The organism is Mycobacterium sp. E2327, assembly GCF_001672675.1.
In the GTDB taxonomy this organism is placed as follows: Bacteria; Actinomycetota; Actinomycetes; order Mycobacteriales; family Mycobacteriaceae; genus Mycobacterium.
The window spans coordinates 44,400-63,109 of record NZ_LZKE01000055.1 but is presented as its reverse complement, the minus strand read 5'-3'; the positions used below and the strand labels follow the sequence as shown (position 1 = coordinate 63,109).

Annotated in this window: 20 protein-coding genes and 1 other RNA gene; 4 read left to right on the top strand and 17 right to left on the bottom strand. The window is 66.5% G+C overall.

Annotated elements, in window-relative coordinates; all coding sequences use genetic code 11:
- Positions 1-11 precede the first annotated feature (11 nt).
- The 4 genes from A5712_RS07125 to A5712_RS07110 are packed head-to-tail and all read right to left on the bottom strand — an operon-like array spanning position 12 to position 3,682.
- Complete coding sequence (locus tag A5712_RS07125; RefSeq protein ID WP_068102950.1) at positions 12-776, bottom strand: glucose 1-dehydrogenase; 765 nt, start codon at positions 774-776, stop codon at positions 12-14.
- Positions 773-1,804 (bottom strand): phosphotransferase family protein, encoded by a 1,032-nt coding sequence (locus A5712_RS07120; protein WP_068102947.1) that lies wholly within the window; start codon positions 1,802-1,804, stop codon positions 773-775. Before A5712_RS07120 ends, A5712_RS07125 begins: the two co-directional genes overlap by 4 nt.
- Positions 1,801-2,391, bottom strand: coding sequence for a TetR family transcriptional regulator (locus tag A5712_RS07115; RefSeq protein ID WP_197519317.1), 591 nt, complete (start codon positions 2,389-2,391; stop codon positions 1,801-1,803). The genes A5712_RS07120 and A5712_RS07115 overlap by 4 nt, the downstream gene beginning before the upstream one ends.
- The gene (locus A5712_RS07110; RefSeq protein WP_068102943.1) at positions 2,381-3,682 is read right to left on the bottom strand and encodes an acyl-CoA dehydrogenase family protein; all 1,302 of its coding nucleotides are present in this window, start codon (positions 3,680-3,682) and stop codon (positions 2,381-2,383) included. The genes A5712_RS07115 and A5712_RS07110 overlap by 11 nt, the downstream gene beginning before the upstream one ends.
- 43 nt (positions 3,683-3,725) lie before the next feature.
- Here A5712_RS07110 and A5712_RS07105 point away from each other — a divergent pair, with 43 nt between their 5' ends.
- Positions 3,726-4,766, top strand: coding sequence for an NADPH:quinone oxidoreductase family protein (locus A5712_RS07105; protein WP_197519316.1), 1,041 nt, complete (start codon positions 3,726-3,728; stop codon positions 4,764-4,766).
- Between the two features lie 126 nt (positions 4,767-4,892).
- On the opposite strand, the gene ssrA is transcribed toward A5712_RS07105, so the two are convergent.
- The 10 genes from ssrA to prfB all read right to left on the bottom strand — a co-directional run bounded on the left by ssrA (position 4,893) and on the right by prfB (position 12,985).
- Positions 4,893-5,260, bottom strand: a transfer-messenger RNA (tmRNA) gene (gene ssrA, locus A5712_RS07100).
- Positions 5,261-5,436: 176 nt separating this feature from the next.
- The gene (locus A5712_RS07095) at positions 5,437-6,399 is read right to left on the bottom strand and encodes a hypothetical protein (protein ID WP_068102938.1); all 963 of its coding nucleotides are present in this window, start codon (positions 6,397-6,399) and stop codon (positions 5,437-5,439) included.
- Positions 6,400-6,545: 146 nt separating this feature from the next.
- Positions 6,546-7,391 (bottom strand): maleylpyruvate isomerase family mycothiol-dependent enzyme, encoded by an 846-nt coding sequence (locus A5712_RS07090; protein WP_068102936.1) that lies wholly within the window; start codon positions 7,389-7,391, stop codon positions 6,546-6,548.
- Between the two features lie 33 nt (positions 7,392-7,424).
- A complete protein-coding gene (locus tag A5712_RS07085) occupies positions 7,425-8,174 on the bottom strand; it encodes an EamA family transporter (RefSeq protein ID WP_197519320.1) in 750 nt (249 codons plus the stop codon).
- A 92-nt stretch (positions 8,175-8,266) separates the two neighbouring features.
- Entirely contained in the window at positions 8,267-8,776 is a 510-nt protein-coding gene (gene smpB / locus A5712_RS07080; RefSeq protein ID WP_068102932.1) for an SsrA-binding protein SmpB, read from the bottom strand.
- Between the two features lie 2 nt (positions 8,777-8,778).
- The gene (gene ftsX, locus A5712_RS07075) at positions 8,779-9,672 is read right to left on the bottom strand and encodes a permease-like cell division protein FtsX (protein ID WP_067153867.1); all 894 of its coding nucleotides are present in this window, start codon (positions 9,670-9,672) and stop codon (positions 8,779-8,781) included.
- The gene (ftsE, locus tag A5712_RS07070; RefSeq protein WP_067153866.1) at positions 9,673-10,362 is read right to left on the bottom strand and encodes a cell division ATP-binding protein FtsE; all 690 of its coding nucleotides are present in this window, start codon (positions 10,360-10,362) and stop codon (positions 9,673-9,675) included.
- 43 nt (positions 10,363-10,405) lie between these two features.
- Positions 10,406-10,885, bottom strand: a complete 480-nt coding sequence (locus A5712_RS07065; RefSeq protein WP_068102930.1) for a hypothetical protein — start codon at positions 10,883-10,885, stop codon at positions 10,406-10,408.
- Positions 10,882-11,877, bottom strand: coding sequence for a mechanosensitive ion channel family protein (locus A5712_RS07060; protein WP_068102928.1), 996 nt, complete (start codon positions 11,875-11,877; stop codon positions 10,882-10,884). Before A5712_RS07060 ends, A5712_RS07065 begins: the two co-directional genes overlap by 4 nt.
- Positions 11,867-12,985: a peptide chain release factor 2 gene (gene prfB, locus A5712_RS07055; RefSeq protein ID WP_068102926.1), complete on the bottom strand. Its 1,119-nt coding sequence runs from the start codon at positions 12,983-12,985 to the stop codon at positions 11,867-11,869. The genes A5712_RS07060 and prfB overlap by 11 nt, the downstream gene beginning before the upstream one ends.
- 140 nt (positions 12,986-13,125) lie before the next feature.
- Between prfB and A5712_RS07050 the strand changes: the two genes are divergently transcribed.
- On the top strand, positions 13,126-14,496 hold the full coding sequence (locus A5712_RS07050) for an FAD-dependent oxidoreductase (protein WP_068102924.1): 1,371 nt from the start codon (positions 13,126-13,128) through the stop codon (positions 14,494-14,496).
- A 9-nt stretch (positions 14,497-14,505) separates the two neighbouring features.
- Here the strand turns inward: A5712_RS07050 and A5712_RS07045 are convergent, their stop codons facing one another.
- Positions 14,506-15,156 (bottom strand): response regulator, encoded by a 651-nt coding sequence (locus A5712_RS07045; protein WP_369830366.1) that lies wholly within the window; start codon positions 15,154-15,156, stop codon positions 14,506-14,508.
- Between the two features lie 10 nt (positions 15,157-15,166).
- Positions 15,167-15,958 carry a universal stress protein gene (locus tag A5712_RS07040; RefSeq protein WP_068102920.1) on the bottom strand — a complete coding sequence of 264 codons (792 nt, stop codon included), beginning with the start codon at positions 15,956-15,958 and terminating at the stop codon, positions 15,167-15,169.
- 389 nt (positions 15,959-16,347) lie between these two features.
- Between A5712_RS07040 and A5712_RS07035 the strand changes: the two genes are divergently transcribed.
- On the top strand, positions 16,348-17,520 hold the full coding sequence (locus A5712_RS07035; RefSeq protein WP_068102917.1) for a PPE family protein: 1,173 nt from the start codon (positions 16,348-16,350) through the stop codon (positions 17,518-17,520).
- A gap of 3 nt (positions 17,521-17,523) precedes the next feature.
- Here the strand turns inward: A5712_RS07035 and A5712_RS07030 are convergent, their stop codons facing one another.
- Positions 17,524-17,853 carry a hypothetical protein gene (locus A5712_RS07030; RefSeq protein ID WP_068102915.1) on the bottom strand — a complete coding sequence of 110 codons (330 nt, stop codon included), beginning with the start codon at positions 17,851-17,853 and terminating at the stop codon, positions 17,524-17,526.
- Positions 17,854-17,875: 22 nt separating this feature from the next.
- On the opposite strand from A5712_RS07030, the gene hisN reads away from it, so the two are divergent.
- Positions 17,876-18,655, top strand: a complete 780-nt coding sequence (hisN, locus tag A5712_RS07025) for a histidinol-phosphatase (RefSeq protein WP_068102911.1) — start codon at positions 17,876-17,878, stop codon at positions 18,653-18,655.
- The last annotated feature ends 55 nt before the right edge of the window (positions 18,656-18,710 follow it).

Here is an 18,710-nt window from a genome sequence, read left to right as displayed (position 1 = left end):
CGTCCAGCGCGTCATACAGCGACGCCGCCGTCGACGGTCATCAGTGATCCAGTGGTGTAGCTCGAAGCATCGGACAGCAGATAGATCACGGCGCCGACGATTTCGTCAGGGCGTCCTATCCGACCCAGTGCGATGGGTCGCAGGATGTCAGGCAGGAGCGCAGGGTCCCGCACGAAGCCCGAAGCCGCGTCGGTATCAAAGGTTCCGCAGATGATTCCGTTGACTCGAACACCCACTTGCGCGTATTCGATGGCGGTCGCGGTGGTCAGCGCGTTCAACCCCGCCTTGGCCGCGGCGTAGACCGTGGTGACGGGCGTGGGTCTTACCGACGCAAGCGAGCTGACGTTGACGATCGATCCCCCGCCGGTGCGGGCCATGGCCGTTGCGGCCAGCGCCGTCAGGCGCGTCGGCCCCTTCAGGTTGACGCCGATCACCTTGTCGAACAAGGTCTCCGAGGTCTCCAGCAGCGACGGAGCCAATGGACTCATCCCGGCATTGTTCACCAGGCCGTCGAGCCGACCCCACCGCGCGGCGGCGGCATCGACGACGGCGTCCAGCGTGTTCCAGTGACCGACATGGCAGGCCAGCGGATGAGCGTGACCGCCCGCATCGGTGATCCGGGCGGCGAGTTCTTGGCACGCCGACAGCTTTCGACTGGCGACGATCACCCGCGCCCCGCGCTGCGCGAGGCCGAGACTCATCGCCGCGCCGAGGCCCCGGCTCCCACCCGTGATCAGGACCACGCGGTCGCTGACGTCGAACAGCGGATCGGTCATCGCGCGAACCTCTCGGCGCGCAGGAGGAGTTGGTCGGCGATAGGCCCGAAAACCTCGTGCAGCGGGTTGCGGGATTCACCGCGAAGGAACGTTGCGTAGGAACCTTCGAGCACGATGGCGAGCTTCCACGCGCTGAACGCCTGATACCACCCGAATCGGGACAGGTCGCGTCCCGTGGCATCTGCATAGCGGTTCACCAATTCCGAAGGCGGCTGGCAGGATTCGAACGCCATGCCGTTGGGCGTGCCCGGGGCGGCCAGTGCGATGGCGTTGCCCTCTTCGGGCCAGAAGATCATGGCCCACGCCAGGTCGATGAGCGGGTCGCCGACGGTGGTCATCTCGAAGTCGACGACGCAGGCGACCCTCGGTGGCGCGGCCGGCGCCCAGATCAGGTTGTCCACCTTGTAGTCGCCGTGCATGACGGTCAGTTCGCCGTGTTCGGGCATGTTCGTCTGCAGCCAGCGCGCGATGTCGTCGACGCCGGCGAGGCTGCGGACCCGGTAGCTGTCGAGTTGAGTCATCCAACGATCGACCTGCCGGTCCAAAAAGCCCGCCGGGCGCGATATCTCGGCAAGCACTGTCCTGGTCCAGTCCACCGCATGGAGATCGACGAGCGTGTCGATGAGTTGCTCACCGATCAGCCGCTGCGAGCCGGGGTCGTCGCGCAGCTGCGACGGCAATCCGTCTCGGCGGATGACGCCGCCGTCGACGAAGGACATCACGAAGAACGGAGCCCCGAGGACGCTGACGTCTTCGGTCCACGCCAGCACGTGCGGCACCGAAACCCGCTGTGCCGCCAGCGACTCCATGATGCGCGCCTCGCGAACGACTTGGTGGGCCGTATCGGACACCGCGGTCCGCGGGGCGCGCCGCACCACCCACGATTCACCGAGCCGGTCGACGCGGAACATCTCGCAGCTACCGCCCCCGCGAATCGCCGTCACCTCGAGGTCGGCATGCTCGCCAGTTCTTTCCGCCAACCATGCGGCGAATCGGGGAATGTCGAAATCGACCGGCGGCGCGCTCATCGCGTTTCCTCGTCGCGCCGGATGCCCTCGATGAGGTAGTCGATGTGGGCCGTGAACAATTCGTCGATCTCGCCGGACGTCACGCCGGCCGGGTCACTGCCGGCCAGTCGGTTCCGTCGTCGAGACCGTGTGGCCGACGGGGGGTGATCCATGGCGACGAAACCCACGGTCGCCCACGTCAGTAGCCGGCACGCGCGCACCGCTGCGTCCTTCGAAATTCCGTCGCGACGCATGCATTTCAGCAGCGGTCTGGTCGCCTCCAGGTATGTCGGCCGCTTCACCCGCAGAAAGAGCCCGCTGTCGGCGGCCTTGATGAGGCGCCGGCGCATCTGCTGCGTCCAGCGTCGGGCGTAGTCCGGCCAGGGTTCGTCGGGCCTCACGGCAGGCGCGAGGTCGGCCAGGAAGTGCTCGGCGATCGCATCCAATAGTGCGTCCTTGTTGCCGATCCGCGCGTATACCGGGGGCGGGGTCACGCCCAGCCGACCGGCCACGTTGCGCATGCTCACCGCATCGAGGCCGCCCTCGTGCAGGATCTCCACCGCGGCGGCCACGATCTGCTCCGCGTCGAGCTCTATCTCATTGCGCACGTACACCTGCCGCCTCGCACAATTCGGACCATTTCCGTTGTGCGGCAGGTCGACGCGAGGGCAGGTGCTCGGTTGGCCACCCCTCGACGGGTCGGTACTTCTTGAGAACGTGACGCGCCAGCACGGACTTGTGCAACTCGTCCGGACCGTCACCGATCGAACCGAAACGGGTCATGCGGTACCACTGCTCGACGGGCAAATCGCCGGAATATCCCAATGCTCCGCATACCTGGATTGCCCGGTCGAGCACCGCCAGCACCACCTTGGACACGTGTGCCTTGACCATGCCCAGCTCGGCGCGCACCGCGCTGGCCCCGTCACGATCCATCTTCCACGCGGTCTGGAATGTCAGCAGGCGTGCGGCCTGAATCTCCATGTGCGACAGAGCGATATAGTCCTGCACCATCTGGTGCTCGCCGAGCAGCCGGCCGTGCGATCGCCGGGACACGGCCCGCTCCCCCATGATGTCCAGGGCACGCTGGGCCTGACCGAGCCAGCGCATCGCATGATGAATGCGGCCGCCGCCAAGTCGCTGTTGCGCCAACCGGAACCCCTCGCCGCGGGCCCCGATCAGATGATCGCCGGGCACGCGGCAATCGTCGAAAACCACCTCGGCGTGGTTGCCGCGACGGCCAAACTCGGGATCCGGGTGGGCCATCGTGGGAATCTCGCGCAGGATCTGCAACCCGGGCGTGCCCGCCGGCACCACGAAGATCGAGGCGTGCCGATGCGGACGACCGGCCGGATCGGTCTCGGCGACAACCAAAATGATGTCGGCGCACGAGGCATTGGTGGTGAACCACTTGTGCCCGTTGATAACCCAGTCGTTGCCGTCGAGCACCGCCGTGGTTTCGATCACCGTCGGATCGGCACCAGCGAGGAACGGCTCCGTCAAGGCGAACGCGCTGGAGATCTCCCCGCGCAGATTCGGATACAACCACCGCTGCTTCTGGGCTTCGTCGGCGCCATGGGCGAGCAACTCCATGTTGCCGCTGTCGGGTGCCTGCACGCCGAACAACTCCATCGAGACCATGCAGCGGCCGATGATCTCCGACATCAGCGCGAGTTTGAGCTGACCCGAGCCCGAACCGCCGAGGCTGGGATCGAGAAACATCCCCCACAGGCCCTGGGCCTTCACGCGGTCCTGCAACATGCGCTTGACCGCCGCCCATTCCGCGGTCGGCAGCTCCGCGAGGATGGGTTCGAGGGGGATGACTTCGGTGTCGATGAATTCGCGCATCCACGCAAGCTTCTCGTCGAACTCGGGGTCGGTCTCGAAGTCCCACGCCATCCTCGACCCCTTTCAATCGATCAAATCACAGTGTAATCATGGTGTGATCGTCATTAGCAATACCGTCGACCGGAGGACTCCGATGAAGGCGTGGCAGGTGGATGGGGCCGGCGAGCCCGCCGACGTCATGCGGCTGGTGGAGCGGCAGCTCCCCGATCCGCGGCCGGGCCAGGTGAAGATCCAGGTATCCGCGGCGGGAATCGGATTGCCGGATGTCCTGATGTGCCGCGGCACCTACCCGCTCACTCCCCCAGTGCCGTTCACACCCGGCCAGGAACTGGCCGGCACGGTTGTCGCGGTCGGTTCCGGCGTCGACTTGTCCCTCGGCACCCGGGTCATGGGTGTCAGCGACTTCATGAACGGCAACGGCTCGTTCGCCGGCGAGGCCCTCGCCTTGGCAGACACCGTCCTCCCGATCCCCGATGCCATGGATGACGTTGCCGCCGCTGGCTTTTGGATCCCCAACATGACCGCGTGGATCGGGCTGGTCGACCGAGGTCAGCTTCGGGCAGGCCAACGGCTCGTGGTCCTCGGTGCCGCCGGGGGCAGTGGAATCGCCGCGGTTCAGCTGGGCAAGGCGCTCGGGGCCGAGGTCGTCGCGGTCGCGGGCGATGAGTCTCGGGCCGAATTCTGCCGGTCATACGGTGCCGACGATGCGGTGGTGTGCAGTGGCGACACCGCCGCCGATGGACGGCCGCTCGCCCAGGTACTACGCGAGCTCACCGATTGGCATGGTGTCGACATGATTTTCGACCCCGTCGGCGGCGTGCAAGGAACAAACGCGATGGGCGCACTCGCCCGCGACGGCAAGCACCTCGCCGTCGGATTTGCAAGCGGCACGTGGCCGACCGTCAACGTGCAGATGATGACGCTGACCAACACGTCACTGGTCGGAGTCCTCGCCGCCGGCTATTCGCGAGAGCACATTGAGGGAATTCTGCACGGCCTGACGGCCATGGTGAACCGCGGCGAACTTCGCCGAACCGTCCTAGAGACGGTGCCTTTCGGCGAGGTCCCCGCGGCGCTGACGCGGGTCGCGGCCCGAACGACGCTAGGGAAATGCGTTGTTGAAATCGCCAGGTGAGTGCAGGCGGGCAGGCTTCACCGGTCGCAACGGCCTAGGGGGTCATTCGCGCCATGAGACCGTCTGAACCACCGCTAAAAAACAGAAAACTAGCCAGGACTTTCGATACTGACTAGTTTTCTTCTGTTGTGGAGCTGCCGGGAATCGAACCCGGGTCCTACGGCATTCCCTCAAGGCTTCTCCGTGCGCAGTTCGCTATGCCTCTACTCGGATCTCCTGGTCACGCGAACCAGCCAGGATGACGATCCCAGTCGCTGTGTATGTCCCGGTGAGTCCCGCGACCGGACTCACCGGTGGATCCCTCTAGCTGACGCCAGGCTCCGGGTCGAGGGCGTTCCCGGTCTGACGGACTAGCTGTCGCTTAGGCAGCGAGAGCGTAGTCGCGCTGATGTGAATCGGCGCTTATATGGTTGCAACGACGCTTACGGTGGTCTCTTGCCTGCACCGGCACGCTTCCCTTGATTCGATGCGCGAAGTCGAAACCTTTCAGCCCCTTGTCTTTGTTGCTTCGAGCATCCCCGCCGATTTTCGGCAGGACAATCAATGGTACGCGGTAACCAACAACGGGCAACGGATTTAACTTCCCGCGCCGACCGCCCAAAGCCGAGTACCCCCCGGTCGGGCGACTGCAGGGGGTACTCGGTGCCGAGACGGCGCCTTTGGGTATCGGTTACTTGATGCCGACGACGTCCTGCGCGATGGCGGCGACGTGGGTCTGCGCGGCGGAAACGATGCGTTGCCGGTTCTTGTGCGCCTCCTCGTAGGCGATGATCGTCCGAACGTCGTTGGGGTCCGTCAGCTTCCTGATCGCGGCCACCGCGTCGTTGACGTTCAGGTCGTCGTACTTGCGGATCGGCAGCTCCTTGGCGTCCAAGACACCGGCGGCCGCCCGGCCCGAGTGCAAGGCGCTGGCGGCCCCGTCGGCCCCCTCGGACCGGGTGACCCGCTCGGCGGCCTTCAGCGCCGCGCTCTGGGAAGCGGACAGCGCCTTCGCCGCGATCTCGCCGGCGTTGCCGCCCCGCTTGACCAGGTCGTTGAACGCCGGACCCGCCGAGCGCAGCGCCTCAACGGTCCGGTCGACCCCCCGCGCCGACCACGCTGCCGGCAGGTTGACCAGCTTCACCGCGGTGCCGGCGGCCGCCTGCAGCGGCGTGCGGCGCAGCGCGGCCGGCCCGCCGAGCGCGTCCTCGGCCAGCACGGTCGTGAGCCAGTCCACGGTCGCCGAATGGGCAGTGATCAGGCGCTCCGCCAAATTCTCGATGTCCTGGCGCTTTGCGGCGACGGCCAGCGCCTTGAGGTACCGAGCGCGGTCCAACATCTGGTCCTCGAGCGCGAGATCGCCCAGCAGCGCCTCGTCGAACGGTTGCGCCTGCTCGGTCAGCGCCTTGACTGCCGCGGCGGCACGACCCAGGAACGGACCGATGACGTCGGGGTAACCCCCGACCTTGCGGATCGCGGACTCAAGGGACTCGGCGCGCTTGCGGGCATTGGCCGCGTTCTGCGACAGCTCGCGGCGCACGGCGTCGGTGCGCGCCTGGACAACGCGGGTTTCCGCGACCTGGATCTCGGTGTTGGTCAAGTCGAGCAGCGTGCGCAGCTGCGCGAGCAAACGGGTGGTTTCGGGTGCAGTCATTATTGTCGCCCTCCTGGCGTTGACGATTTTGATGTCGGCGCGAGGTGCGCCTGTAAGTTCCGGCTACCCGATCGCCCCCGGAGAACAAACCCCACGCGCGGGGTTGAGATATCGCATTGCTTATCGCGCGTGCGCCAAATATGGTCTCAGATCACGAAATTGAGGTTTTCAACAACCTGCGCCGCCAGCTCTTTGTCACCGCACAATGCGACGTCCTGGACCCGGGCCGGGCACATGGGGCGCCCGCCCGACAGCCGGGTGAACTGCAGCCCGTCCAGCCGGATCGTCGCCGTCGGTTGCTGGCCGCCGAAGTCCTCGACCAGCTGGGCGCGACCGTCCACGCTGACACGGATGTCGCGGGCCACCGGGCCGGTCAGCTCGAACAGGATGCGCGAACCGTCGGGCGCCTTGCCGCGTTTGCCCACCACATAACCTATGGTGGCCGCGATCTCGTCGAGCGAAAGCTGTGACGCCGGCCCGACGAGTTCGTTGTCGGACGACGGCCGCGACAGCGCCTCGCGGATGTCCTGCTCGTGCATCCAGCAGTCGAACGTTCGCACCCGCATGAACCGGCCGTACGTTTCCGGGCCCACCGGCGTCGGCATCACCGCGTTCCACTCCTCTTCCGACATGGCGGCCAGCGCCTTGCGTCGATCGGCGGTGATGTCCCTGAACCGCGCGAGTACTTCCGCGGCCGATTCCCCGCTGAGGTGGCGCACCCAGCACTCGTTCATCGCGCCGATGTCGTTGCGCACGTGGTCGAGCGCCGACACGTCGATATCGGGCCGCGGGGCCGCGATGCCGGCCAGGAACGACTCGGTGCCGATGATGTGCGACACCACGGCCTTGACGTCCCAGCCGGGTAGCGGCGTCGGCGCCAGCCAATCGCCCTCCGGCAGCCCGTCGAGCAGCGCGTCGATGGAGTCCCACACGGCGAAGAGCCCGGAGAGGACGTCGGATTTATCCAGCTTCGTGACGGGGCGGTCGGCCATGGTCGGATAGTAGGCCGATCGCGAGCCGATCCGTTAGCTTGCGGCGATCATCGCCACGGAACCCATGGCCATCACCATGCCGACGCCCTGGCACCGGCTCACCCGCTCGCGCAGCACCACCATCGCCAGCACGACCGTCGCCGCCGGGTACAGCGAGATCAAGATGCTGGCCAGCGAGAGCAGCCACGTGTGCAGCGCCAGCAGCATGGTCACGTTCGCGCAGATGTCCAGCACCGCCACGCCCAGCGCCAGCTTCAGCGGCTTGCCGGCCGGCATCTTCAGGTTCTTGCTCATCGCGGACATGGCGAACACCACCGCGGAGGCGGACAGCCGGGCGAACACCAGCGGCCAGAGTTTGGTCTCGTGCGGCGCCTGGTGCAGAAACACCAGGTTCAGTCCCATCGCGGAGCCCGCCACGACCGTCAGCCAGGCGACCTTCGGGGTGAATCGATACGGCGTCACTCCCTCGGTCGCGGCTTCGCGGCTGACCAGCATGACGGCGACCAGGGCCAGCACCACGCCCACCGAGGCCGCGCGACCCGGCCGCTCCCCCAGCGCCACACCGACCGCCACCGGCACCGCGGCATTGAGCACGGCGGCCAACGGAGAGACCACCGATATGGGGCCGGCGCCGAGCGCGGCGAAAAACGCCCACATGCCGAACGCCATCCCGACGCCGTACAGGCAGCCCCACACGACCGCGCCGGACTGAATGGGGCCGCCCACCACGACGGCCAGCAGACCGAGCAATACTGCCTCGACCGGGTAGGCCACGAGCATCACTCGCAGCGCCGCTACCCGTCGAGCGGCCACACCGCCCACGAAATCGCTGACGCCGTACGTAACGGCCGACAGCTGGGCGTAAGCCGCCCCGATCAGTTCATGCCCTTGGCGCGTCGCCCCAGTTCGCGAAGCACTTCGCGCTGGGCATCGCGCTGGGCCATGTCCTGACGTTTATCGTGAGCCCGCTTGCCTCGTGCGAGCGCGAGCTCAACCTTGACCTTGCCCTCGGAGAAGTAAAGTGACAGTGGCATCAGGGCGAGGTTACCATCTCGTATCTTGCCGACCAGTCTGTCGATTTGTTGCCTATGTAACAACAACTTTCGATTGCGACGCGGATCATGGTTGGTCCAGCTACCGTGCTGATACTCCGGAATGTGCAAGTTACGCAACCACACTTCGCCGTCATCAATGGTTGCGTAGGCATCAGCCAAAGAGGCCTGCCCTTCCCGCAGGCTCTTTACTTCGGTGCCCTGCAAAGCGACTCCCGCCTCGAAAATCTCGAGGATCGAATAGTTGTGCCGCGCTTTGCGATTGGTGGCCACGATCCGTTTGCTGCCGGGCTTGTCGCCGGCCGCCTTGGCCCCCCTGGAGTCCTTGGCCACAGCTACCGCCGTACGTACAGTCGCAACGTCACGTAGGCGGTCAGGGCGGCCATCGACACGCCGAGCAGGAACAGCCAGGGCGAGATGTAAATGATGTCGGCGTAGTCGACCCGTGCGATCAGGTTGGCTTGGTAGAACTGGTTCAGCGCGTTGTCCAAAAACGTTGCCCGTACCAGGATTAACCCCGCGACCGAGATCGCGACACCGACCGCCGCGGCGACCATCGCCTCGACCAGGAACGGCAGCTGGGTATACCAGCGGCTCGCGCCGACCAGGCGCATGATCCCGATCTCCGTGCGGCGCGTATACGCCGCCACCTGGACCATGTTGGCAATCAACAGGATCGCGCCGACGGCCTGCACCAGGGCGACGGCAAACGCTGCCTTGCTCAGCCCGTCCAGGACCGCGAACAGGCGGTCGATCAGATCCTTCTGGTTGAGCACCGAAAGCACCCCGGGCTGTCCCTGCATCGCGGAGTCAAAGTCCTTGTGCTGCTCGGGATTGTCCAGCTTGACGATGAACGAGGCTGGGAAGGAATCCTTTCCGGCAACGTCTTTGTACTGGGGGAACTTCCGGATCGCGTCGTCGTAGGCGTCCTGACGGTTGAGGAAGCGCACCGATTTGACGTCTTGCCGTGCTTCGATCTTTTCCCGCAGCGCCTTGCACGGGTTGGTGCCGCAGGACGGGTCGTTGGCGGACACGTCCTCGGTGAGGAACACCTGCGTCTCGACGCGGTCCAGGTAGATGGCGCGGGAATGGTCGGCCAACAACACCACCAGCAGCCCGCCGCCGAACAGGCCGATCGAGATCGCGGTCGTCAGGATCATCGCGGCCGTCATCGTGACGTTGCGACGAAGGCCGGTCAGGACCTCGTTGAGCAGGAAGCCGAAGCGCACTTAGCGATCCATCCCGTAGATGCCGCGCTGTTCGTCGCGAACCAGCCGGCCCAGCGACAGCTCGACGACCCGTTGCCGCATGGAGTCGACGATGTGGTGGTCGTGCGTCGCCATCAGCACCGTGGTGCCCGTGCGGTTGATCCGCTCCAACAAATCCATGATGTCCTTACTGGTGTCCGGGTCGAGGTTGCCGGTCGGCTCGTCGGCCAGCAGCACCAGCGGGCGGTTGACGAAAGCACGGGCGATCGCGACGCGTTGCTGCTCGCCGCCGGACAACTCGCCCGGCAGCCGGTTGGCCTTCCCGGACAGCCCGACCGTCTCCAGTACCTCGGGCACCGTCCGGTTGATCGCCTCGCGGCGCTTGCCGATGACCTCCAGCGCGAAAGCGACGTTTTCGTACACGGTCTTTTGCTGCAGCAGCCGGAAATCCTGGAATACGCAGCCGATGACCTGACGCAGCTTCGGTACGTGGCGTCCGGGGAGCTTGTTGACGTGAAACTTCGATACCCGGATATCACCGGTGTTCGGGCTCTCCTCGGCCAGCAACAGCCGCATGAACGTCGACTTGCCCGACCCCGAAGGGCCGATCAGGAAGACGAATTCACCCTTGTCGATTTTGACGTTGATGTCGTCGAGCGCCGGACGAGCCGACGCTTTGTACTTCTTGCTGACGTTGTCAAGGGTGATCATCACGGCACGCCAGTGTAGCCGTGAATTTCGCTGGCGAGCCAAGTCAGCTGGCCGGCGGCGGGGAACTCGGCACCGGACCAGGCCCCGGCTGGGGTAGCTGCGTCGGCGTCGGCGTCGGGCTGGTGCTGGGCGGGCAGAAGGGCGGCGGCAGCAGGCACGGCGGCGTGGGCAACTGGAACGGCGGGGGTGTGGTGGTCGTCGTCGTGACGGGCGGGGGCGTGGTGGTGCTTGGAGTCGTGGTCGGCGTCGGCGTGTACGTCACGGTGGCCGGCGGCTGCTGCACGCGGCTGCGCGGCACCCAGGTGTAGTTGGGGTCGGGCACGAAGCCCGGCGGCACCACCTGCGGGGCCGGCGGTTTGGGTGTCGCTTCCGGGCGGTAGGTGTCGTAGACCCACCACACCGCAAAGAACGCGATGATCAGCACCAGCGTGGACGTGCGCATCCGGCCGCCGAAGAGGTGGCTCCAGCGCCGTCGTTGCTTGTCCTCGCTGCGCTTCTCGAAGATGCTGAGGGTCAACTTCACCGCCGTCGCACCGCGTCTTCGACTTTGCCGTCGGCCGACCCTTCGGCGGCTTCGGCGGCCGGGACGGACGGGTCTTCGACCAGGCCCACCGTCGCGTCGGCCGCGGTCACGATGCCGACGCGGGCCAGCGCGCGAATGACCAGGACACGCAGCTGCCGGCCGACCTCGAACTGTTTGCCGGGCAGGGTGCGGGCCACCACCCGCAGGGTGACGGTGTCGACCTCGATGCTTTCCACGCCCATCACGGTGGGCGGATCCAGCAGCAGTTCCCCGAGGACCGGGTTGTCCATGGCGCGGTCGCATTCCTGGTGCAGGACCTCGTTGACCCGGTTCAGGTCGGCGTTGGTCGACACCGGGATGTCCACCACCGCGCGTGCCCAATCCTTCGACAGGTTGACCACCTTGACGATCTGCCCGTTGGGAATGGTCAGCACCTCACCGTCCGGTGAACGCAAGCGGGTCACTCGCAAGGTCACGTTCTCGACCGTGCCGGTGGCTTCGGTCGAGGAGACGACGGTCAGGGTGACCAGGTCGCCGAACCCGTACTGCTTCTCCACCAGGATGAAGAAGCCGGAAAGCAGATCCCGGACCAGCTGCTGGGCGCCGAAGCCGAGCGCAGCGCCGACCACCGTGGCGGGTGCGACCAGCCCGCCCACCGAAAACTGCATGATGCTGGCGAGCTGCATCATCACCCAGATGCCGATGATGACGATGGACACCCAGGAGATCACCGACGCCACCGCCTGGCGGTGCTTGGACGTCTCCGAGCGCACCAGCGCGTCGCTTTCGGCGAAGCCCTCGGTGAGCTGGCGGGTCACCTGTTGCGCCACCCAGTTGACGAACCGGGCCATGAGCATGGCCGCAATCAGCACCATGACGATGCGCAGGCCGCGGGTGATGATCCATTGGCCGGCTTCGCCACGCCAGAAGTCGTGCCAGCCCAGCGCCTTTATCGAAGCGGTCGATGCAAGAACAGTGGTATTAGTCGTCATCTTTTCGGTTGCGCCACCGGATTCCCGCTTCCAGGAACCCGTCGATGTCTCCGTCCAGGACGGCAGCCGGATTGCCCACCTCGTAGTCGGTTCGCAAATCCTTGACCATCTGGTACGGGTGCAGTACGTAGGAGCGCATCTGGTTACCCCAGGAGCTGCCGCCCTCACCCTTCAATGCGTCCAGCTCAGCGCGCTCTTCTGATCGCTTGCGCTCCAACAACTTTGCCTGAAGCACTCGCATTGCCGAGATCTTGTTCTGCAGTTGCGATTTTTCGTTCTGGCAAGTCACGACGATACCCGTTGGGATGTGGGTTAAACGAACCGCCGAGTCGGTGGTGTTCACCGACTGGCCGCCGGGACCGCTGGAACGGTAGACGTCCACGCGCACGTCGCCGTCGGGGATGTCGATGTGGTCGGTGGTCTCCACCACCGGAAGCACCTCGACTTCGGCGAAGGAAGTCTGGCGCCGGCTCTGGTTGTCGAACGGGCTGATCCGCACCAGCCGGTGCGTGCCCTGTTCGACGGACAGCGTGCCGTAGGCATACGGCGCATGCACCGCGAACGTGGCGCTCTTGATCCCGGCCTCTTCCGCGTAGGAGGTGTCGAACACCTCGACGCCGTACTTGTGTTGCTCGGCCCAGCGGATGTACATCCGCATCAACATCTCGGCCCAGTCGGCCGCGTCCACCCCACCGGCGCCCGAGCGAATGGTGACCAGCGCCTCGCGCTCGTCGTACTCGCCCGACAACAGCGTGCGGACTTCGGCGGCCTCTATATCGGCGCGCAGCGCCTTGAGTTCCGCGTCGGCCTCCGCGAGGGCGTCGATGCCGCTGGCGGCATCCCCTTCTTCGGCTGCCAGCTCGTACATCACCGGAAGATCGTCGAGGCGCTGGCGCAGCTCTTCGACGCGGCGCAGCTCCCCCTGCGCGTGGGACAACTGGCTGGTCACCCGCTGCGCGTTGCTCTGGTCGTCCCACAGTTTGGGATCGGACGCCTCGTGCTCGAGCTTCTCGATGCGGCTGCGCAGACCCTCCACGTCGAGCACCCGCTCCACCGTGGTCAGGGTGGAGTCAAGGGCGGCGATGTCGGCTTGACGGTCGGGTTCCACAGCCGCCCACGTTACCGGCGGCGAACGCACAGGTCGTCGTCCGGGCCGCAGCGTTTAGCATCAGGTGACCCGTATGTGCAGCCCGGACCGCGACGCTCAGCCCCCTCGCGCACGGCCCGGCACGAGTAGAAGGCTCGAGGATGCGCTTGTATCACGTCGCGATTGTTGGCTCCGGGCCGTCGGGTTTCTTCGCCGCGGCATCGTTGCTCAAGGCGGCCGACGCGTCGGAGGACATCGACGTGGCCATCGACATCCTCGAGATGCTGCCGACGCCCTGGGGGCTGGTCCGCTCCGGCGTCGCGCCCGACCACCCGAAGATCAAGTCGATCAGCAAGCAATTCGAGAAGACCGCCGAAGACCCCCGCCTTCGCTTCTTCGGCAACGTGGTGGTCGGCAAGCACGTCAGCGCCGCCGAACTCGCCGAGCGCTACCACGCGGTGATCTACGCGATCGGGGCGCAATCGGATCGGTCGTTGAAGATCCCCGGCGAGGACCTGCCGGGCAGCATGGCCGCCGTCGAATTCGTCGGCTGGTACAACGCACACCCGCACTTCGAGGCGTCGACCCCGGATCTGTCGGGCGCCCGGGCGGTGGTCATCGGCAACGGCAACGTCGCGCTGGACGTTGCCCGCATCCTGGTGACCGACCCCGACGAGCTCGCCCGCACCGACATCGCCGACCACGCCCTGGAATCGCTGCGCCCGTGCGGCGTCGACGAGGTGGTGGTCATCGGCCGGCGCGGGCCGCTGCAGACGGCGTTCACCACGCTGGAGCTCCGCGAGCTCGCGGATCTCGAGGGGGTCGACGTGATCGTCGACCCGGCGCAGCTGGAGGGCATCAGCGACGAGGACGCGGCCGCGGCGGGCAAGACGACGAAGCAGAACATCAAGGTGTTCCGCGACTACGCCGCGCGGGCGCCGCGCCCCGGCCACCGACGAATAGTCTTCCGCTTCCTGACTTCGCCGATCGAGATCAAGGGCGACGGCAAGGTCGAGAGCATCGTGTTAGGCCGCAACGAACTGGTCACCGATGAGAGCGGGTGGGTATCGGCCAAGGACACCGGCGAGCGAGAGGAACTGCCGGCGCAGTTGGTGGTGCGGTCCGTCGGATACCGCGGAATGCCCACGGCCGGGCTGCCTTTCGACGACAAGAGCGCAACCATCCCCAACACCGACGGCCGCGTGCACGGCAGCCGCAACGAGTACGTCGTCGGGTGGATCAAGCGCGGGCCGACCGGTGTGATCGGTACCAATAAGAAGGACTCCCAAGACACCGTCGACACGCTGCTGAACGACCTGACCGCCTCGAAACAACAGGGCGCGCTCGCGGAGTTCCCCGACGACCACGCCGACAAGCTGGCCGAGTGGCTAGCGTCCCGGCAGCCGAAAGTCGTGACGTCGGCCCACTGGGAGGTCATCGATCGCCACGAGCGAGCGGCCGGCGAGCCGCACGGGCGTCCCCGGGTCAAGCTGCCGAGCGTGGCCGAAATGCTACGAATCAGCCATGGCTGAGCCGGCGCCTCAAAACCATTGGCGGTAAGCGCGATTGGGCTGGCGGGACACCCCCAGTTTGACCAGCAGGCGCGACACGTGGTTCTTCACGACGTCTTCGGCAAGCAGCGTCCGGTCGGCGATTTGCCGGTTGGTCAGGCCGTCGCCGAGCAATCCGAGCAACGTTCGCTCCCGGTCGTTGAAGGCCCACAGCTCGTCGCTGTTCTCGATGGTCCACCACAGCCTCGCCATCAATGCCGCCGCGGCGTGAGTGTCGAGCAGCGAGCGGCCGGCGCCCACATCCTTGATGGCGCAGGCCAATTCCATTCCCTTGACGTTTTTGACGACATAGCCGCTGGCCCCGGCGAGGATCGCGTTCAGCATCGCCTCGTCGGAGGTGTGCGACGTCAGGATCAGGCAGCGCAGATCCAGCATGCAGGACAACAGTTCGCGGCACAGCTCGATGCCGTTGCCGTCGGGCAACCAGTCGTCGAGCACCGCGACGTCCGGGCCGACCGCGGGAATCTTGTTCATCGCCTCGGCGACGGATCCGGCCTCGCCGACGCAGTCGAGTTCGGGGTCCGCACAAAGCAAATCGACCAGGCCGCGCCGCACCGCCTCGTGATCGTCGACCAGAAATACTCTTAACGCCGCTCCTTCGGAGCCCAACCGAGTCCCCACCCGCACGTCTCTACAAGTTGCTCGAACGCGCGGCGAGAACGGAGGTTCCCGGGTGGTGCGCGCCGCAGACGTCGTAACAGGCGCGTGCGTCGGTGACGAACAGCTGATCACGCTCCCCATCGGCCGCCAGGTATTGCTCGACGGAACCGCGCACGACGGCGGATTCGACGCGCACCTCGGGATATAGGTGAGTCCAGCGCGCGATGCGTCGCCTCAGTTGGGCCGCCGCCGAAGATTTCGTGTCGGCATCGTCGTCCCCCGCCGCCACGGCGATTGCCAGCACCGGCGCGTGCCGCAGCGTCGCCTCCTCGAAGGCGTGGCGCAGCGCCACCGTGTTGTCCGCCTGCACGATGACACGGTCGAGCTTGGCGGTTGCCGGCCTGCCCGACGGGCGGCTGATAACGGCTACCGGACATAGGGCCGACGCGGCCAGGGTCGCGGACAGGGACCCGACCCCACGGGCCGCATGACTCAGTCCGATGGATCCGACACAGATCATCGCCGCCGACCTCGACTCTTCGGCCAGCTTGGCAAGCGGGCTGCCCCAAAGGATTTCGGCTTCGATCTTCACCTGTTGCCCGGTCGCTTCGACCGCCCGACGAGCGTCGTGCAACACGGCGCGGGCCGCGGCCAGTCGGCCGTCATGGGCCCAGCGTGGTGGAGAATCCGGCGGCGCGACCACATACACCAACCGCAGCGGTATGTCTCTGCTCATCGCCTCGTCGACCGCCCAGCGCGCCGCATCGGTGGCCGTTTTCGACCCGTCTACACCAACGACGACCGTCGGGGCTGGCTGAAGCATCGCGGTCTCCTGTGCTGATCAGAGGGGACAAATCACGGATTCGTCCCACCCAACGCTATTGAGCGCAGACCGGCGCGACCCAGGGGCATTCGGTCTACAAATGGGGGCCATTAGTCCCTATCGATGACGGGGCAGCCGGTCACCTTCGTCGCAATGCCGCATCACTTGGGGGATTTCCGGTTCGGGCGCCGGCACTGTAAGCGAATTCGGTCGTTTTCAGGTATCGGCGTTATCGCAATGACCCACTTGCCTTTTCGTCTTAAAACTCCAGTAAGAACGCGGATCGGCGCCTACATTTTTATGACCACCGCCGACGGGCCGGCGGCGGAAAAGGTGCCGATTCGGGCTCGGCACGGTTCACCCGGCACACCCATAGGGGAGATCTGACAATGGATTACGCCTTTTTTCCGCCCGAATTCAATTCCGCCAGGATGTACAGCGGTCCGGGTTCCGGGTCGCTTTTGGCGGCGGCGGGAAGCTGGGACTCGCTGTCCGCCGAACTGGGCACCACGGCGGAGACCTATGGCTCGGTGCTTTCGGCCCTGACCACGCTGCACTGGCACGGCCCGGCGTCCGCGGCGATGACCGCCGCGGCGACGCCCTACGTGGAGTGGCTGACCACGACCGCCCAGCAGACGAAGCAGACCGCCATGCAGGCGAGGGCGGCAGCGGCGGCGTTCGACCAGGCGTTCGCCATGACGGTGCCCCCGCCGGTGATCGTGGCGAACCGGACTCAACTGATGACCCTGATAGCGACGAACTTCTTCGGCCAGAACACCGCGGCGATCGCGGCCACCGAGGCCCAGTACGCCGAGATGTGGGCCCAGGACGCGACCGCGATGAACGGCTACGCCGCGACGTCGGCGGCCGCGTCCCGGTTGACGTCGTTCGCGTCGCCGCAGCAGACCACCAATCCCGACGGCGTGAACGAGCAGACCGCCGCGGCCAACCAGGCGGCCAGCGATCCGCTCGGCGATCTGTACCAGGCGCTGTACCAGTTCACCGCACAGATCGGCGACGGTCTGCAGAACCTGTTGAATCTCAGCCCGATTCCAATCAGCTCCACCAGTTGGAACAACATCAGCGTGCTGGACTCCATCCAGCTCGTGAACACGGCGATCTCCGGGACCGGAACCATGGCCGGGATCCCGGCGTCGCTGAGCGGCAACACAGCCAATCTTTTCGGCATCCAAGCGAATATGGCGTACCTCGCCGGCCTCGGGGCGCCCGCGCCCGCGCTCGGGCCGATAGGGCTCGGGCATTTGCAGGGCGCCGCGACGGGGGTAGGGGGATTACCCAACGCGATCACGGTGAGCATGGGGCGGGCGAACGCCATCGGGCCGATGTCGGTGCCCGCCAGCTGGTCAACGCCGTCGGCCAGCCGCGTCTCGGCGCTGCAGCCCGCCGGCCTCACCACCCTTCCGGGCACCGACGAGCTGGCCGGTTCCGGCTATCCCGGCGTTCCCGGCATGCCGGCGGGGACGTTGGCCCGGGCGTCGGGCGTCCTGCCACGCTACGGAACCCGCCTCACCGTGATGACGCGCCCGCCCGCGGGCGGATGACCGCTACGCGGCCGGCGGTTCGGCGGGAGCGAACCGCCAATTGTCGGGGTTCTTGGGCGAATAGACCACCGGGAGCAGCTGGCCCATGGTCGGCCAGTGGTCGACGTCGACCGCCATGCGCTGATATACCTCGTGCTCGCTGACCGTGGGTCCGTTGATGACGCCGGCGACCGTGACGTACTGCTCGCCGGTCGCGTCCGGCCGCGGGCTGACGCCCGTCACCAGGAGGGTGCCGTGCGCGAGCTCACCGCGGGGGCCGCGCGGGGCGAACCGCTGCGCGAGGGCCACTCCCAGGACCGCCACGAGCAGAATCAGCACACCGTATTCCCACATCCGGCCATGGTAGGACTGCTCAATGACCGACGACGATCTGGCGCTGGCACTCGCGCTGGCCGACCGCGCCGACGCGCTGACCTCCGCGCGGTTCGGGGCGCTTGACCTGCGCGTCGACACCAAACCCGATCTGACTCCGGTCACCGACGCCGATCGCGCGGTGGAAACCGAACTGCGTGACGTGCTGGGGCGCGAACGGCCGGACGACGGCATCGTCGGCGAGGAGTTCGGTGGAACCGCCACCTTCAGCGGGCGGCAGTGGATCATCGATCCGATCGACGGCACCAAGAACTTCGTGCGCGGGGTGCCGGTGTGGGCCAGCCTGATCGCGTTGCTCGAGGACGGCGTTTCGTCGGTCGGCGTCGTGAGCGCACCGGCGCTGCACCGCCGGTGGTGGGCGGCGCGTGGACGCGGCGCGTTCGCCGCAGTCGACGGCGGTCCCCCGCGATCGCTGTCCGTTTCCTCAGTGGCACAACTGGATTCGGCGAGCCTGTCGTTCTCCAGCCTGTCGGGATGGGCGCAACGCGGGCTGCGCGATCGCTTCGTCGGCCTGACCGATGCGGTGTGGCGGGTACGGGCCTACGGCGACTTCTTCTCTTACTGCCTCGTCGCCGAGGGGGCGGTCGACATCGCCGCCGAACCGGAGGTGTCGGTGTGGGATCTGGCGGCGCTCGACATCCTGGTGCGCGAGGCGGGCGGGACGTTCACCGGCCTGGACGGGACCGCGGGCCCGCACGCCGGCAGCGCCGTGGCGACAAACGGATTGCTGCATGAGCAGGTGCTTTCCCGCCTGCGCGCTTAGTCTTTGTGAATTAGTTAACAGGCGGTCGCATCTATCTTACTCCGGAGTAAGATCG

Bases quoted from the DNA above. Each gene is read 5' to 3' on its own strand.
- A5712_RS07125 (WP_068102950.1), bottom strand. From the start codon at position 776: ATGACCGATCCGCTGTTCGACGTCAGCGACCGCGTGGTCCTGATCACG.
- A5712_RS07120 (WP_068102947.1), bottom strand. From the start codon at position 1,804: ATGAGCGCGCCGCCGGTCGATTTCGACATTCCCCGATTCGCCGCATGG.
- A5712_RS07110 (WP_068102943.1), bottom strand. From the start codon at position 3,682: ATGGCGTGGGACTTCGAGACCGACCCCGAGTTCGACGAGAAGCTTGCG.
- A5712_RS07095 (WP_068102938.1), bottom strand. From the start codon at position 6,399: ATGACTGCACCCGAAACCACCCGTTTGCTCGCGCAGCTGCGCACGCTG.
- A5712_RS07090 (WP_068102936.1), bottom strand. From the start codon at position 7,391: ATGGCCGACCGCCCCGTCACGAAGCTGGATAAATCCGACGTCCTCTCC.
- ftsE (WP_067153866.1), bottom strand. From the start codon at position 10,362: ATGATCACCCTTGACAACGTCAGCAAGAAGTACAAAGCGTCGGCTCGT.
- A5712_RS07060 (WP_068102928.1), bottom strand. From the start codon at position 11,877: ATGACGACTAATACCACTGTTCTTGCATCGACCGCTTCGATAAAGGCG.
- A5712_RS07050 (WP_068102924.1), top strand. From the start codon at position 13,126: ATGCGCTTGTATCACGTCGCGATTGTTGGCTCCGGGCCGTCGGGTTTC.
- A5712_RS07040 (WP_068102920.1), bottom strand. From the start codon at position 15,958: ATGCTTCAGCCAGCCCCGACGGTCGTCGTTGGTGTAGACGGGTCGAAA.
- A5712_RS07035 (WP_068102917.1), top strand. From the start codon at position 16,348: ATGGATTACGCCTTTTTTCCGCCCGAATTCAATTCCGCCAGGATGTAC.
- A5712_RS07030 (WP_068102915.1), bottom strand. From the start codon at position 17,853: ATGTGGGAATACGGTGTGCTGATTCTGCTCGTGGCGGTCCTGGGAGTG.
- hisN (WP_068102911.1), top strand. From the start codon at position 17,876: ATGACCGACGACGATCTGGCGCTGGCACTCGCGCTGGCCGACCGCGCC.